General features: G+C 69.7%; 11 protein-coding genes, 4 tRNA genes and 1 pseudogene. 10 read left to right on the top strand and 6 right to left on the bottom strand.

Annotated features, from left to right (window positions below):
* Positions 1-97: 97 nt before the first annotated feature.
* From RKD20_RS23405 to RKD20_RS23395, 3 genes are all read right to left on the bottom strand, one after another.
* Positions 98-2,254, bottom strand: coding sequence for a DEAD/DEAH box helicase (locus RKD20_RS23405; RefSeq protein WP_424879418.1), 2,157 nt, complete (start codon positions 2,252-2,254; stop codon positions 98-100).
* A 241-nt stretch (positions 2,255-2,495) separates the two neighbouring features.
* A complete protein-coding gene (locus RKD20_RS23400) occupies positions 2,496-3,017 on the bottom strand; it encodes a hypothetical protein (protein ID WP_424879417.1) in 522 nt (173 codons plus the stop codon).
* A gap of 90 nt (positions 3,018-3,107) precedes the next feature.
* Positions 3,108-3,458: a metallopeptidase family protein gene (locus RKD20_RS23395; protein WP_424879416.1), complete on the bottom strand. Its 351-nt coding sequence runs from the start codon at positions 3,456-3,458 to the stop codon at positions 3,108-3,110.
* 85 nt (positions 3,459-3,543) lie between these two features.
* On the opposite strand from RKD20_RS23395, the pseudogene RKD20_RS23390 reads away from it, so the two are divergent.
* From RKD20_RS23390 to RKD20_RS23355, 8 genes and pseudogenes are all read left to right on the top strand, one after another.
* A pseudogene (locus RKD20_RS23390) lies at positions 3,544-5,152 on the top strand (metallophosphoesterase family protein).
* Positions 5,153-5,232: 80 nt separating this feature from the next.
* Positions 5,233-5,305 (top strand) — tRNA-Glu (locus tag RKD20_RS23385).
* 38 nt (positions 5,306-5,343) lie between these two features.
* Positions 5,344-5,418, top strand: a tRNA-Asp gene (locus tag RKD20_RS23380).
* 24 nt (positions 5,419-5,442) lie between these two features.
* Positions 5,443-5,516 (top strand) — tRNA-Phe (locus RKD20_RS23375).
* Positions 5,517-5,589: 73 nt separating this feature from the next.
* Positions 5,590-5,874, top strand: a complete 285-nt coding sequence (locus tag RKD20_RS23370; protein WP_020124174.1) for a hypothetical protein — start codon at positions 5,590-5,592, stop codon at positions 5,872-5,874.
* Between the two features lie 72 nt (positions 5,875-5,946).
* On the top strand, positions 5,947-9,906 hold the full coding sequence (gene hrpA, locus RKD20_RS23365) for an ATP-dependent RNA helicase HrpA (protein ID WP_424879415.1): 3,960 nt from the start codon (positions 5,947-5,949) through the stop codon (positions 9,904-9,906).
* Between the two features lie 94 nt (positions 9,907-10,000).
* Positions 10,001-10,075 (top strand) — tRNA-Asp (locus RKD20_RS23360).
* A 615-nt stretch (positions 10,076-10,690) separates the two neighbouring features.
* The gene (locus RKD20_RS23355) at positions 10,691-10,882 is read left to right on the top strand and encodes a DUF6274 family protein (RefSeq protein ID WP_424879414.1); all 192 of its coding nucleotides are present in this window, start codon (positions 10,691-10,693) and stop codon (positions 10,880-10,882) included.
* Positions 10,883-11,272: 390 nt separating this feature from the next.
* Here RKD20_RS23355 and bldC read toward each other — a convergent pair whose 3' ends face one another.
* Positions 11,273-11,479, bottom strand: coding sequence for a developmental transcriptional regulator BldC (gene bldC, locus RKD20_RS23350; protein WP_003949541.1), 207 nt, complete (start codon positions 11,477-11,479; stop codon positions 11,273-11,275).
* A 515-nt stretch (positions 11,480-11,994) separates the two neighbouring features.
* Positions 11,995-12,837: a hypothetical protein gene (locus RKD20_RS23345; RefSeq protein WP_424879413.1), complete on the bottom strand. Its 843-nt coding sequence runs from the start codon at positions 12,835-12,837 to the stop codon at positions 11,995-11,997.
* A gap of 223 nt (positions 12,838-13,060) precedes the next feature.
* Here RKD20_RS23345 and RKD20_RS23340 point away from each other — a divergent pair, with 223 nt between their 5' ends.
* Entirely contained in the window at positions 13,061-14,149 is a 1,089-nt protein-coding gene (locus RKD20_RS23340) for a Leu/Phe/Val dehydrogenase (RefSeq protein WP_424879412.1), read from the top strand.
* A 293-nt stretch (positions 14,150-14,442) separates the two neighbouring features.
* A complete protein-coding gene (locus RKD20_RS23335; protein WP_028808738.1) occupies positions 14,443-14,694 on the top strand; it encodes a DUF3073 domain-containing protein in 252 nt (83 codons plus the stop codon).
* An 85-nt stretch (positions 14,695-14,779) separates the two neighbouring features.
* Here the strand turns inward: RKD20_RS23335 and purM are convergent, their stop codons facing one another.
* Entirely contained in the window at positions 14,780-15,844 is a 1,065-nt protein-coding gene (gene purM / locus RKD20_RS23330; protein ID WP_424879411.1) for a phosphoribosylformylglycinamidine cyclo-ligase, read from the bottom strand.
* Between the last annotated feature and the right edge of the window lie 30 nt (positions 15,845-15,874).

Genomic DNA, 15,874 nt, shown 5'->3' with positions numbered 1-15,874 from the left:
GTTAACAACCGCCACACAGGCTTCGGTAGTCGATTACGCATGCGAAAAGGGCCCGCACGACCGAAGTCGTACGGGCCCCAGCTCAGCTCACGCTGTGTCAGCCGTTGCGCTTCCAGCGCGGCTTGTCGTCACGGCGGCCGAAGGAGGAGCCGGCCGGACGGTCGTCACGACGGCCGTGCGGGCGGTCGTGGCCGCCGGAGCGGAAACCGCCGCCGGTGGGGCGGTCGCCCTGACGGTCGCGGTTGAAGGGACGGTCGCTGCCCCGGTGGGTGGACGGACGCTCGTCACGACGGTCACGGTTGAAACCGCCGCCCGAGGGACGGTCGTCGCGGCGGAAGCCACCCGAGGGACGCTCGTCACGACGGTCACGGTTGAAACCGCCACCCGACGGGCGGTCGTCACGACGGTCACGGTTGAAGCCACCCGAGGGGCGGTCGTCGCGGCGGAAGCCGCCGGAGGGACGCTCGTCACGACGGTCGCGGTTGAAACCGCCACCCGACGGGCGGTCGTCACGACGGTCACGGTTGAAACCGCCCGAGGAGCGGTCGTCGCGGCGCTCGAAGGAACGGCCACCACGGTCGTCGCGACGGTCGTCACGGCGGAACCCGCCGCGCTCGCCGTCCCGGCGGTCGCGGTTGAAGCCGCCACGGTCGTCACGGCGCTCGAAGGAACGGCCACCACGGTCGTCCCGACGGTCGTCACGGCGCTCGTAGTTGCCCCGCTCGTCACGGCGCTGACGCGGCTGCTCGTACGCGGGACGCTCGGCGGGCTGCTCGGCGACCACGGCCTCGGCCGTGGCCTCCGCCTCCTTCGCCACGACCGCCTCGGCGGCAGCGGCGACCGCCGTCTCCGGGTCCTCGCCGCGCTCGCGGGCGGCACGGGCGACCAGGCGGTCGGCCTCCTCGCGCAGCTCGGTCGCGCGGCGCTGCGCCCGCTCCAGCTCCTTGGTGAGCTGGGCGACCTCGCGCTCGGCCTGCTGAGCCGCGTTGGCCGCGGACTCGGACTGGACCTCGGTCATCGAACGGGCGCCGGTGATCTCGGCGACCTCGGGCTCGAAGGCCGTACCGGAGTTGATGATGTGACGCCCGGCGTCGACGCCCGCGTCCTCCATCAGCCGGAAGATCTGCCGACGCTGGTGCGGCAGCGACAGGGAGACGACCGTGCCGGTGCGGCCCGCGCGAGCGGTACGCCCCGCGCGGTGCAGGTAGTCCTTGTGGTCACCGGCGGGGTCGACGTTCAGGACGAGGTCGATGCCGTCGACGTGGATACCGCGGGCGGCGACGTCGGTCGCGACGAGCGCGTTGACGTAACCGTCCTTGAAGTCGGCCAGGGTGCGGGTGCGCGCGCCCTGCGTCATGCCGCCGTGCAGCGCGTCGGCCTTCACACCGGACTCGCGCAGCTGCTCGGCGATGCGGTCCGCGCCCAGCTGGGTGCGGACGAAGATGATGGTGCGGCCCTTGCGGGAGGCGATGGCCGCGGTGACCGGCGCCTTGTCCTTGGGCTTCACGATCAGGATGTGGTGCGACATGGTCGTGACGTTGCCCTGGGCGCTGTCGACCTCGTGCGTGACCGGGTTGCTCAGGTAGCGCTTGACCAGCGTGGAGATCTCGTTCTCCATCGTGGCCGAGAACAGCATCCGCTGGCCGCCGGCCGGGACCTGGTCGAGCAGTTCGGTGACCTCGGGCAGGAAGCCCAGGTCGGACATCTGGTCGGCCTCGTCGATGACGGCGACCTCGATGTCCTGGAGGGAGCAGGCGCCGCGGTTGATGAGGTCGCGCAGTCGGCCCGGAGTGGCGACGAGGACGTCGACACCGCGCTCCAGGGCGTAGATCTGGTTGCTCATGGACGTACCGCCGCAGACGACCTTCATCTTCAGGCCGAGCTGGTCGCCGTAGGGCTGCAGCGCGTCCGCGACCTGCATCGCGAGCTCACGGGTCGGGGTGAGGATGACGGCGCGCGGCCGGTGCTTCTCGGTGCGGCCGCCGGACAGACGGGCCAGGGTCGGCAGACCGAAGGAGAGGGTCTTGCCGGAGCCGGTGCGGCCACGGCCGAGGATGTCCTTGCCGGCCAGGGCGTCCGGGATGGTCGCGGCCTGGATCGGGAAGGGGGTGGTCACGCCGTTCTGGGCGAGCTTGCGCACGACGCCCTCGGGGAGGCCGAGGCTCTCGAAGGTGACTTCGACAGTGGCCTCGGTGACGTCCTCGGTGCCCTCGTTCTCGGGCACGACGACGTGATCAGTACTGGAAATGGACATGCGTATGCGAAACCTTCCGGAGTCTCGTCGGCACGCGCCCGTCAACTCCGTGATTCGCAATACGACCGCCTCAATGCGGTCAGCCACGGTAAGGGGAGAGAACGCGCCACACGGCGCTCTTCTGCTTTGGCGCCGGGCAAATGATCAAACGATCTATAACCATACGCACCCATCGCCCCCGAAGGCAAACCGATCCCCTCGTATGTATCCGAGGTCACTCGGGGGCCTTTCGCGGGGCCCGTCACACCGGTGACCCGGCCGTGGGCGCCGGCTCCCGCTGGCTCAGCTGCGTGCCCGTCTCCGGCTGCGCCGACGAGGACGGCTCGGCCGGCGGCGGCGACGGGGTGGGGGACGCGGGCGGCTCGCTCGGCGCCGGCGGCTCCGGGTCGGGCGTACGGGTCGGGGCCGGGTCGATCCGCGTCGCCGAGGGCACCGGCTGGGCCGAATGCCCCGGCTTCACCCCCGCCGAGGCCGACGCGCCGGCCGCCGCCGAGGCGGACGCCGACGGCGAGGCCGACTCCTCCCCGTCCTTGCCCTTGCCGTGCTTCCCGTGCTTGCCGTCCACGCCCGTCCCGCCGAGCCCCACGGAACCGCCCGAGGCCGCGGGCCCCCCGTCCGGTGCCTCGCCGCCCCGCTCACCGGCGGAGTGCGACGGCTTCGCGCTGCCGCCTCCGTCGTCCCCGCCCACGCTCATGCAGCCCGCGGAGGCGGCGACGGCCATGACCGTGGCGGCCAGACGGACGGGTACGTACAAGCGGCGCACGAGCAGCCACCTCCGAGGGCGGTCGTCAAAGAGTCAACCTGCCCAACTCCCGCCGCCCACAAGAGGACACGCGCCCCGTTCGAAACGGGCTCACCCGTAGCCGAGTGCGTGCAGCCGCGCGTCGTCGATCCCGAAGTGATGGGCGATCTCGTGCACGACCGTCACCTCGGTCTCCGCGACGACGTCCTCGCGCGTCTGGCACATCCGCAGCGTCGGCCCCCGGTAGATCGTGATGCGGTCCGGCAGCACCCCGGCGTACCACTCGCCCCGGTCGGTCAGCGGAGTGCCCTCGTACAGCCCGAGCAGCTCGGGATCGTCCTTCGGCGGTTCGTCCTCGACGAACACCGCGACGTTGTCCATCAGCCGCGTCAGCTCCGGAGGAATCCGGTCCAGCGCCTCGGACACCAGTTCCTCGAACTCCTCGCGCGTCATCTCCAGCACAAGCCCATTCTCCGGTACGACCCGGTCGGACGAGAGGGATGAGCGCGCCCGCATATCCGCGGGCGGACTTGGGCATACGGGACCAATGGCCCGCGTCCCCGCCGCAGTCCTTACCATCCGGAGCATCCTGAACGCCGTACGAAAGCCCTCGCGAGCCCTCGCCCGCCAGTACGGCAGGCGCCGCTCCCACCCGTCCGTCGAGCTCGTCGACCCGCCGCACCCCTGGGTCCGCGCCCTCGGCCTGGTCGCCGTCGTCCTCATGGGCGCCTGGCTCGGTCTGCTGATCGTCGGCAACGTCCGGGTCCCGGTCGGCCCCATGAACACCACGATGACCCTGCGCCCGTCCCTGTCCGGCGGCACGAAGATCAACGTCTCCCCGCTCGGCGCGCTCCAACTGGACAGCCACCAGGCCCCGGTCCGCCTCGACGTGAACGTCGACCAGCTCGACCCGGAACGCTCCCAGGCCCTCGTCGACCACCCCGAACGCCTGTCCGGCCTCCAGGACGAGGTCGCCACGGACGTCGAACACGGCACCCTCGACCTCGCCCTGCGCTCCTGCGCGGCCGTGGTGCTGGGCGCCACCACACTCGGCCTCGCGGTCTACCGCCGCCCCCGCCGGGCCCTCGCGGCCGGCGGACTGGCCCTGACCCTCCTGGCGGCCTGCGGCGGCACGGCGTACGCCACCTGGAACCCGGAGTCGGTCCTGGAGCCCAGGTTCTCGGGGCTGCTCTCCTCCGCCCCCTCCCTGGTCGGCAACGCGCGCAGCATCGTCACCGAGTTCGACGTCTACCAGAAGGAGCTGGCCCGCCTGGTGACGAACGTGACGAAGCTCTACGACGTCACGTCCACGCTCCCCGCCTACCAGCCGGACCCCACCACCATCCGGGTCCTGCACGTCTCCGACATCCATCTCAACCCGGCGAGCTGGAAGATCATCGCCTCGCTGGTGGAGCAGTACAAGGTCGACGTGATCGTCGACTCCGGCGACACCATGGACCACGGCACGGCGGCGGAGAACGGCTTCCTCGACCCGATCCCCGACCTCGGGGCGCCGTACGTCTGGGTCCGCGGCAACCACGACTCCCTCACCACCCAGCGGTACCTGGAGGGCCTCAAGGGCGTCCACGTCCTCGACAACGGCAAGGCGGAGACGATCGCCGGGCTGCGCTTCGCCGGCATGGGCGACCCCCAGTTCACCCCGGACCGCTCCACCGACCCCGGCGCCGACGAGTCCCAGCAGGCGGCGGGCGACCGCCTGGCCGCGGCCCTGCGCGCGCAGCGGGCCGCGGGCACCCCGGTCGACCTCGCGATCGCCCACGAGCCCTCGGCGGCCCGGGAGGTCGACGGCGAGGTCCCGATGATCCTGTCGGGCCACCTCCACCACCAGGAGATGGAGGTCATGGAGAAGGGCACACGGCTGCGCGTCGAGGGCTCCACGGGCGGCAGCGGGCTGCGGGCCGTCGAGGGCAAGGTACCCCGACCCCATCGAGGCCTCGATCCTCTACATGGACCGCGACACCCGCCGCCTCCAGGCCTGGGACGAGATCAGACTCGGCGGCCTCGGTCTCACGACGGCGGAGGTCAGCCGCCACCTGCCCGAGGACAACCAGCCGGGAGCGACCCCCTCCCCCACGGGTTCCCGCACGGGCTCGTCCACAGGCTCGTCCACGGCCTCGCCCACGGGCAGCCCCTAAACCGTTTTGGCGATACCTCCCGGCATCCCATATGCTTCTCACGTCCCCGACGCGCTGAGAAGCGCCCAGGCGGGCCGATAGCCCTCATCGTCTAGCGGCCTAGGACGCCGCCCTTTCAAGGCGGTAGCACGGGTTCGAATCCCGTTGGGGGCACGTAACACCGTGTGCGACACTGTTCGTGCACAAAGCTTGGTCCTGTGGAGCAGTTTGGAGTGCTCGCCACCCTGTCAAGGTGGAGGCCGCGGGTTCAAATCCCGTCAGGACCGCTGAGGTTTCCCCGGAAGCCTCGCGGCTGGGTAGCTCAGTTGGTACGAGCGACCGCCTGAAAAGCGGTAGGTCGCCGGTTCGACCCCGGCCCCAGCCACAGCACAGACCCCGATCCTCGGATCGGGGTCTTGTTGTATGTGTCGTGGCTGAGGGCGCGGAGGGCGGGGACGATGAGGCAGGACGACGGTCTGGAGCTGGCCCGGGCGAGATACGGGCTGTTCGCGGTACTGGCCAGCAATCTGGCGATCGCCGGGGTGGCGGTGGTCGGGGTCTGGCGGCTCGACGGCGACAAGGCGGTGATCGTCGGTGTCCTCACCGCCGCCTTCACCGCGGTCAGCAGCATGACCACCGCCTATCTGGGCATCAAGGCCGTATCCAACACCGCGCGGGCCATCGCCCTCGGCACGAACCGCGGACAGGCACCGGCCGAGACGCCGGCCCCGCCGACGCCCTGATCGCACGGCCCGCGCCGCCGGGGACAAAACCGTTCGCCAGTAATTTCCCGGGGATGAGATCCTGGATCGCGTATGTCTACGCACCCTGCCCCCGCCCCCGGCACCCCCGCCTTCGGGGAACTCGCCGCCCGCCTGACCGAGCTGTCCCTGCGTGACGCGCACCGGCTCGGGCGCAGGCTCGAAGGCGCGCGCAAGATCCGCAAGCCGGAGGCGCGCGCCGCCGTGCTGGCCGAGATCGAGGCCGAGGTCGGCAAGGGCGAGGAGCGAGTGGGTACGCGCCGTGCCCGCGTGCCCGCCGTGTCGTACCCCGAGCAGCTTCCGGTCAGTCAGAAGAAGGACGACATCGCGGCCGCCATCCGTGATCACCAGGTCGTGATCGTGGCCGGTGAGACCGGGTCCGGCAAGACCACCCAGATCCCGAAGATCTGCCTGGAGCTCGGCCGGGGCGTCAAGGGCATGATCGGGCACACCCAGCCCCGCCGGATCGCCGCCCGCACCGTCGCCGAGCGGGTCGCCGAGGAGCTGGACACCCCGCTGGGCGAGGCCGTCGGCTGGAAGGTGCGGTTCACCGACCAGGTGAACCAGGACGCGACCTTCGTGAAGCTGATGACGGACGGCATCCTGCTCGCCGAGATCCAGACCGACCGCGAGCTGCGCGCCTACGACACGATCATCATCGACGAGGCCCACGAGCGGTCCCTCAACATCGACTTCCTGCTCGGCTACCTGGCGCAGCTGCTGCCGAAGCGCCCCGACCTCAAGGTCGTCATCACCTCGGCGACCATCGACCCCGAGCGGTTCTCCCGGCACTTCGGTGACGCCCCGATCGTCGAGGTCAGCGGCCGTACGTATCCCGTGGAGGTCCGCTACCGGCCTCTCCTCGAAGAGGACTCGGACGACTCCGACCGCGACCAGATCACCGCGATCTGCGACGCGGTCGAGGAGCTCCAGGGCGAGGGCAAGGGCGACATCCTCGTCTTCCTCTCGGGTGAGCGGGAGATCCGGGACACGGCCGACGCCCTGATGAAGAAGAACTACCGCTTCACAGAGGTACTGCCGTTGTACGCCCGGCTCTCGCACGCCGAGCAGCACCGCGTGTTCCAGCCGCACACCGGGCGCAGGATCGTTCTGGCGACCAACGTGGCCGAGACGTCCCTGACCGTCCCGGGCATCAAGTACGTCATCGACCCCGGCTTCGCCCGCATCTCCCGCTACAGCCACCGCACCAAGGTCCAGCGGCTGCCCATCGAGCCGGTCTCGCAGGCCAGCGCTAACCAGCGCAAGGGCCGCTGCGGCCGTACCTCCGACGGCATCTGCGTCCGGCTGTACAGCGAGGAGGACTTCGAGGCCCGCCCCGAGTTCACGGACGCGGAGATCCTCCGCACCAACCTCGCCTCCGTCATCCTCCAGATGACCGCGGCCGGCCTCGGCGACATCGAGAAGTTCCCCTTCATCGACCCGCCGGACCACCGCAACATCCGTGACGGCGTCCAACTCCTGCAGGAACTGGGCGCGTTGGACCCGGCGCAGAAGGACGTACGCAAGCGGCTCACCGACACCGGCCGCAAGCTCGCCCAGCTGCCCGTCGACCCGCGCCTGGCGCGCATGGTCCTGGAGGCCGACAAGAACGGCTGTGTCCGCGAGGTCATGGTCATAGCCGCCGCGCTGTCCATCCAGGACCCGCGCGAGCGCCCGGCCGACAAGCAGACCCAGGCCGACCAGCAGCACGCCCGCTTCAAGGACGAGACCAGCGACTTCCTCGCCTACCTGAACCTGTGGCGGTACGTCCGCGAGCAGCAGAAGGAGAGGGGATCGAGCTCCTTCCGCCGGATGTGCAAGCAGGAGTACCTGAACTTCCTGCGCATCCGCGAATGGCAGGACATCTACTCGCAGTTGAGGACCGTCGCCAAGCAGATGGGCATCCACCTCAACGAGGACGACGCGCCCGACCAGTCCGTCCACGTCTCCCTCCTCGCCGGCCTCCTCTCCCACATCGGGATGAAGGACGTGAAGGACGGCAACAAGAACGAGTACCTGGGCGCCCGCAGCGCCAAGTTCGCGATCTTCCCGGGCTCGGCGCTCTTCAAGAAGCAGCCCCGGTTCGTCATGTCGGCGGAGCTGGTGGAGACCTCGCGCCTGTGGGCCCGGGTCAACGCGAAGATCGAGCCGGAGTGGGTCGAGCCCCTGGCCGAACACCTGCTGAAGCGGACGTACTCCGAACCGCACTGGGAGAAGGACCAGGCCGCGGTGATGGCGTACGAGAAGGTCACGCTGTACGGCGTGCCGATCGTCGCCCAGCGGAAGGTGAACTACGGCCGGATCGACCCGGAGTCCTCCCGCGAGCTCTTCATCCGCAACGCCCTGGTCGAGGGCGACTGGCGCACCCACCACAAGTTCTTCGCCGACAACCGCAGACTCCTCAGCGAGGTCGAGGAGTTGGAGCACCGGGCGCGGCGCCGGGACATCGTGGTCGACGACGACACGCTCTTCGACTTCTACGACCAGCGGGTGCCCGAACACGTCGTGTCCGGGGCGCACTTCGACTCGTGGTGGAAGCGGAAGCGGCAGGAGGAGCCGGAGTTCCTGGACTTCGAGCGGGAGATGCTCATCCGGGAGTCGGCGGAGGCGGTCACCAAGGCCGACTATCCCGACTCCTGGCGGCAGGGGCCCTTGAAGTTCCGGGTGACGTACCAGTTCGAGCCGGGAGCGGACGCGGACGGTGTGACGGTCCACATCCCGCTCCAGGTCCTGAACCAGGTGAAGGACGAGGGCTTCGACTGGCAGATCCCGGGCCTGCGGGAGGAGCTGGTGACGGAGCTGATCCGTTCCCTCCCCAAGCCGATCCGCCGCAACTACGTACCGGCACCGAACTTCGCGAAGCGCTTCCTGGATACGGCCGTCCCTCTGCAGGAACCTCTGACGGTCACGATGGCGCGCGAACTGAGGCGCATGGTCGGCGTGCCCTTCGAGGCGGAGGACTTCGACCAGTCGAGGATCCCCGACCACCTCCGCATCACCTTCCGGATCGTCGACGAGCGGCGCCGGAAGCTGGCCGAGGACAAGGACCTGGAGGCGCTGCGGCTCCAGCTGAGGCCGAAGGCGCGCCAGGCCCTCTCCCAGGCGGCGGCCGCGACCGCGTCCCGCGAGGGCGGCGAGTCCCTGGAGCGCAAGGGCCTGACCGACTGGACGATCGGCACGCTCACCCGGGTCTTCGAGACCCGTCGGGCCGGCCAGCCGGTGAAGGCCTACCCGGCCCTGGTCGACGACGGCGACACGGTCTCCGTGCGCCTCTTCGACACCGAGGCCGAGCAGGCCGAGGCGATGTGGAAGGGCACGCGTCGGCTGATCGTGCGCAACATCCCGGTGAGCGCGGCGAAGTTCGCCTCCGAGAAGCTGACGAACCCCCAGAAGCTGGCCCTGTCGGCGAACCCGCACGGCTCGATCCAGGCGCTGTTCGACGACTGTGCGACGGCGGCCGCGGACAAGCTGATCGGGGACTTCGGGGGGCCGGCGTGGGACGAGGAGTCGTACCGGAAGCTGTACGACAAGGTGCGCGCCGAGATCGTCGACACGACGGTCCGTACGGTCGGACAGGTGCAGCAGGTGCTCGCGGCCTGGCAGGCGTGCGAACGGCGTCTGAAGGCCGTACGGAGCCCGGCGCTGCTGGCGAACCTGGCGGACGTGCGGAAGCAGTTGGACGCGCTCGTGAAGCCGGGTTTCGTGACGGAGACGGGCTTGCGCCGCCTGCCCGACCTGATGCGGTACCTGGTCGCGGCGGACCGGCGTCTGCAGCAGATGCCGACGAACGTCCAGCGGGACACGACCCGTATGGAGAAGGTCCACGAGATGCAGGACGAGTACGCCTGGCTCCTGGAACAGCTCCCCCAGGGGCGGCCCGTGCCCCAGCAGGTCCTGGACATCCGCTGGATGATCGAGGAGCTCAGGGTCAGCTATTTCGCCCACGCGCTCGGCACGGCGTACCCCGTCTCCGACAAGCGGATCGTGAAGGCGATCGACACGCTGGCTCCGTGACGACACCTGCACGGAGGGTGAGTTCGACCAGGACCCGCCAGCTCCTGTACAGTCCTTCTCGCAGCGCAACGCACCAGTAAGCGCCGCGAAACCTGGTCCTGTGGAGCAGTTTGGAGTGCTCGCCACCCTGTCAAGGTGGAGGCCGCGGGTTCAAATCCCGTCAGGACCGCAGTAAAAGAAGGCCCGCATCCCGGCAACGGGGCGCGGGCCTTCCTCGTACACGGACACCGGTCCAGCTCCACCCCCACGCCGCAGGCCGCGCCCGCGGCGGAGCCGCCATCAGACACAGCAAATCCCGTCAGGACCGCAACAAAAAGAAGGCCCGCATCCCGGCAACAGAGCGCGGGCCTTCCTCGTGTGTGGATGCCGGTCCAGCTCCACCCCCACGCCGCAGGCCGCGCCCGCGGCGGAGCCGCCATCAGACACAGCAAATCCCGTCAGGACCGCAACAAAAAGAAGGCCCGCATCCCGGCAACAGGGCGCGGGCCTTCTTCGTGTGCGGATGCCGGTTCAACCTCGCATCCCGACACCCGGGCGCAGGCCTCGTTCACGTGCGGACGCCGGTCCAGGTGTCCCAGCCCGTCCGGCGTTTGAGGACGAGGCCCCTTCAGGGCCGAAGCGGGGGGGCTGGGGGCGGCAGCCCGCAGGACGGCCACAGCGACTCCGGGTGAGGCGCGGCAGGGCGTTCAACGACCCCGCGGAGCACCACGCCATCTTGACGGCGCCTCAAAGCACCGGTACCCAGAAACCAGGCCCCCGTCCCAGCGGAGCCCGGAGGTGGCGTATGGCGGCATCGGTCAGGCACGAGACGCGGGCACTGCTCCGCGCACATCTGTCGGCCGCGTCGTCGTATCGGCATCTGACCCGCCACTGCCCGATCTGCCACCGCCTGTTGCGGCTGGCGATGGACTCCGCCCCGGCAGCCGACCCGCTCCTGGAGGAGTCGATGGAGGACGAGAGCCCCGCCCCGGCGTAACCCCCTCTAGCGCACCGGGCCCGACGGCAACAAGGACTCCGGCATGTGACGGGAGTCACCGCATGAGTTTTTGAAACCGTGGAACTTACCCCTGCCCTACAACAGGTCAATTTAATATGTGCAATTGCACTCCTGATCGCACGTCGACCCGGGGCTGCCGCACGGGAGATCCGACACCCCTCCCCAGACTCCGACAGGCCCGCTCACAAGGCCGTCAGCCATCCACAGTCCGCGCACAAAAAAGATCGCGCTGGACTCGGCGGAGTCCAGCGCGATCGACGACGAGGTTGAGAATGGGCCCTGTTGGGGCAGGACCCGCGTCGTTTGGAGCCAGTGTCCGGACGTCGCGGCCAGTGGGGGACCAGCCGGTTTGTCCGGTTATTCAGTTGTTCAGGCCTCGCTGCGCTGCTGCGGGATACCCGCGAGCAGAGCGCGAACCTCGGCCTCGCGGTAACGGCGGTGTCCGCCGAGCGTGCGGATCGACGTGAGCTTGCCGGCCTTCGCCCACCGCGTGACCGTCTTCGGGTCCACGCGGAACATCGTGGCGACCTCAGCCGGGGTCAGCAGCGGCTCGGCATCAGGGGTGCGAGCGGTCATGAGCGGCCTCCTCGGGAGAACCGAACCTTCTCGGTTCTTTCCTCTAAATTCTGCACCTTGACCCGCGTTGCCCGAAATGGCGGATGCGGGTCGAGTCGGTTATAGGACGAACGGCTTGTCCTCGGCACTACAACTACACCATCCGTCCAGCCTCGTCGGCCAAACCGATGGAATTGCCCCCCAGGTGTTCATCGGCGACGGAAGCCGATGGACCATGCCATAGCGGACAGTCACGCCTCTGTGACGATCAGTCACAGAGGCGATCAGGAGTCACCAGACCCCCCAAAGCGGAACCTCCCCCGGGCCCCTTGTCCTATTTTGGCATGAGGAGGGGCAAGAGATGCAAGAGCCGGGTACGTGCGGTCCGTCACGCTTGACACTTCGTGAGGCGTACGCCCGGATCGGGACCTACGTCCCTTGTCGGTGAGACTTCAGGGGAAGTTGAACACCTTGAGCGAGGACGAAACCCCAAAACGGGCGTCAGGTCAAACGCCTGTTCGTGACGTGGGGCACATTCAGTTCGCCGAGCGACGGTCCCTGACGGCCCGCCAGCGGTCCACGAGCCGCCCGTACGCCTCGCCCGCCGCGGCCCCGTCGCCGTGCCGGAGCGCCTCGATGCCCTCGGCCACGTCGGCCGCCGAGTGGTCGTCCTCCAGCTCGCCCGGCGGGAGCACATGCACCAGACCGCCGTAGTCGAGCTCGACCAGCGAGCGGGGGTGGAACTCCTCCAGCCAGCGCCCCACATCGATCAGGCCGTCGATGAGCGGCCCCTCGTCGACGGCGTCCTTGAGGGCCCGCAGAGCCCGCGCCACGCGACGCCGGGCCTGCACCATGGGGGTGCGGTAGCGCAGCATCGGCGGGATCTCGCCGGAGCCCTTGTCGAAGCGCCGCTCCTCGTCGGAGACGAGCACGAACCAGTTCAGCGGCACCTGCCAGGTCGCCGTGCGGATCCAGGGCCGGGCGTCCGGGTTGCGGGCCAGCCAGCGCTCGTAGTCCTGGGCGGTCTGGCGGCGTACGACCTCGGGCAGCACCGCGTCCAGGACCGGTCCCGGCAGCTCCTCCCCGAGCTCCTCCAGGGCCAGCCAGCCGCGCAGCCGGGTGCGCCACGGGCACACGCACACCACGCCGTCCACGTCGAGCACGAAGGCGTCGCTGCTCTCGTGCACCGGCACCGGGACGGGCGGGATGGGCAGCAGGTCGGCCAGGGAGCGGCGCAGCTCGTCCTGGTACGAGGGACGGTCCGGGCGGCGGGCGTAGCGCGCCCAGTGGCCGCGCTCCGGCTCCGGGAAGGCGGCCAGCGGTTCGTACACGCGCAGATAGGTCGCGTACGGGACGATCACCGAGGACACCTTGGGCACGCCTGCTCTCTCCCCCGCCGCCTGCCGGGAAAACCTGCGAAACCCGCACACAAACGCGCGGGAAAGCTATGCAAATCGTCGCACGCCCGCACTTCCGGAGGAGGTGATCCTGAGCACTGCACGGTCACGGGCCGCTGCAGGCCCTAATCTCGTGCTCACAGGCCCCGCCACCCGTACGGGCCGCCTGTGCCCCATCGCCGCAATGTACCCAGGAGTCACCACAGTGACCGACGTAACCGGCGCCGCTGCCGATGTGCTGCACACGCTGTTCCACTCGGACCAGGGCGGTCATGAGCAGGTCGTGCTCTGCCAGGACCGCAAGAGCGGCCTCAAGGCCGTCATCGCCCTCCACTCCACCGCGCTCGGCCCCGCCCTCGGCGGGACGCGCTTCTACCCGTACGCGAGCGAGCAGGAGGCCGTCGCCGACGCGCTGAACCTCGCGCGCGGGATGTCGTACAAGAACGCCATGGCCGGGCTCGACCACGGCGGCGGCAAGGCCGTGATCATCGGCGACCCGGAGCGCGACAAGAGCGAGGAACTGCTCCTCGCGTACGGCCGTTTCGTGGCCTCGCTCGGCGGCCGCTACGTCACCGCGTGCGATGTCGGCACCTATGTCGCCGACATGGACGTCGTCGCCCGTGAGTGCCGCTGGACGACCGGCCGCTCCCCCGAGAACGGCGGCGCCGGCGACTCCTCCGTCCTCACCGCCTTCGGCGTCTACCAGGGCATGCGGGCCAGCGCCGCGCACCTGTGGGGCGACCCCTCGCTGCGCGGCCGCAAGGTCGGCGTCGCGGGCGTCGGCAAGGTCGGGCACCACCTGGTGGAGCACCTCCTGAAGGAGGGCGCCGAGGTCCTGATCACCGACGTACGGCAGGAGGCCGTGGAGCGGGTCGCCGGCCGCCACCCCGCCGTCTCCCACGTCGCCGACACCGCGGCGCTGATCCGGACCGAGGGCCTCGACATCTACGCCCCCTGCGCGCTCGGCGGCGCCCTGGACGACGACTCCGTGCCGGTGCTGACCGCGCGGATCGTCTGCGGTGCGGCCAACAACCAGCTCGCCCACCCGGGTGTCGAGAAGGACCTCGCCGACCGCGGGATCCTCTATGCGCCGGACTACGTGGTGAACGCCGGCGGAGTCATCCAGGTCGCCGACGAACTCCACGGGTTCGACTTCGAGCGGTGCCGGGCGAAGGCCGCGAAGATCTACGACACCACGCTCGCCATATTCGCACGTGCGAAGGAAGACGGGATTCCGCCGGCCGCCGCGGCCGACCGGATCGCCGAGCAGCGGATGCACGAGGCGGCCCTGTAAGCGGCGCACTGACGTTTGACCGGTACCCGTCGGCGCACACTTGGAGAGAACTCTCACGTTCGTCGGCGGGTCGGCCTCGCAGAAGTGGTTAAAATCGCGGTTGACCAGCGAGGACGGCGCTTTCCACGGGCCCTGGTGTCGGGCACGTGCTGCGGGCGACGTACCGTATGGGCGTGGGCTCAGGTACCGTGGAAGCCCTACGGACCGGTCTCTCTGCGGAGAGCCCGTTCCAGATCATGAACGCGTGTCAAGACTCTGGGGCCACCGAGCCCCGTATCCGAGGGGGTCGAGCCATGGGGCGCGGCCGGGCAAAGGCCAAGCAGACGAAGGTCGCCCGCCAGCTGAAGTACAGCAGCGGCGGGACAGATCTGTCGCGTCTGGCCAATGAGCTGGGCGCTTCGACTTCGAGCCAGCCGCCGAATGGCGAGCCGTTCGAGGACGACGACGAGGAAGACGACCCGTACGCCCAGTACGCGGATCTCTACAACGACGACGAGGACGAGGACGACGAGTCCGGTCCTGCGTCTCAACGCCGCGGAGCTTGACGACCTAGCTGTGCGTAACCCGGTCCGGGTGGTCCACACCACCGGACCGGGTTTTGCGCTGCTTGTCGGTCTGGCGAGGCGTGGTCTAGGCGTAGTCACCGACGAGCTCGGCACCCGTGGTGTGCTCGCCGCGGTCCGTGATCTCGCCCGCGACCCAGGCCTCGACCCCGCGGTCGTCCAGGGTCGCCAGAGCGACGTCCACCGACTCCTCGGGGACGATCGCGATCATGCCCACGCCCATGTTCAGGGTCTTCTCCAGCTCCAGGCGCTCGACCTGCCCCGTCCTGCCGACGAGGTCGAAGATCGGGTCCGGGGTCCACGTGGCGCGGTCCACGATCGCGTGCAGGCCGTCGGGGACGACACGGGCCAGGTTGGCCGCGAGGCCGCCGCCGGTGACGTGCGAGAAGGCGTGCACCTCGGCCGTGCTGATCAGGGCCAGGCAGTCCAGCGAGTAGATCTTGGTGGGCTCCAGGAGCTCCTCGCCGAGGGTGCGGCCGAGCTCGTCGATCCGGGCGTCCAGGGCGAGGCCCGCCTCGTTCAGGAGCACATGCCGGACGAGCGAGTACCCGTTCGAGTGAAGTCCCGAGGACGCCATGGCGATGACGGCGTCACCCTTACGGATGCGATCCGCGCCGAGCAGCCGGTCGGCCTCCACGACGCCCGTACCGGCGCCGGCGACGTCGAAGTCGTCCGGGCCCAGCAGACCCGGGTGCTCGGCCGTCTCGCCGCCCACCAGGGCGCAGCCGGCGAGCACACAGCCCTCGGCGATGCCCTTGACGATCGCGGCGACCCGCTCGGGGTGGACCTTGCCGACACAGATGTAGTCGGTCATGAACAGCGGCTCGGCACCGCACACCACGATGTCGTCCATGACCATCGCGACCAGGTCGTGGCCGATGGTGTCGTAGACGCCCAGTTGGCGCGCGATGTCCACCTTGGTGCCGACGCCGTCGGTGGCGGAGGCCAGCAGGGGCCGCTCGTAGCGCTTGAGGGCGGAGGCGTCGAAGAGGCCGGCGAAACCGCCGAGGCCACCGAGGACCTCGGGGCGCTGCGTCTTCTTCACCCACTCCTTCATCAGCTCTACGGCGCGGTCGCCCGCCTCGATGTCGACGCCCGCGGCTGCGTAGCTGGCACCAGTTGTCTCAGACATGGCTAGTGAGAACCTTCGTGTCGTACTGCA

Origin of the sequence: Streptomyces sp. SLBN-8D4, assembly GCF_049739545.1 — a bacterium.
Taxonomy (GTDB): Bacteria; Actinomycetota; Actinomycetes; order Streptomycetales; family Streptomycetaceae; genus Streptomyces; species Streptomyces canus_C.
This window is presented reverse-complemented; position numbering and strand designations above follow the sequence as displayed.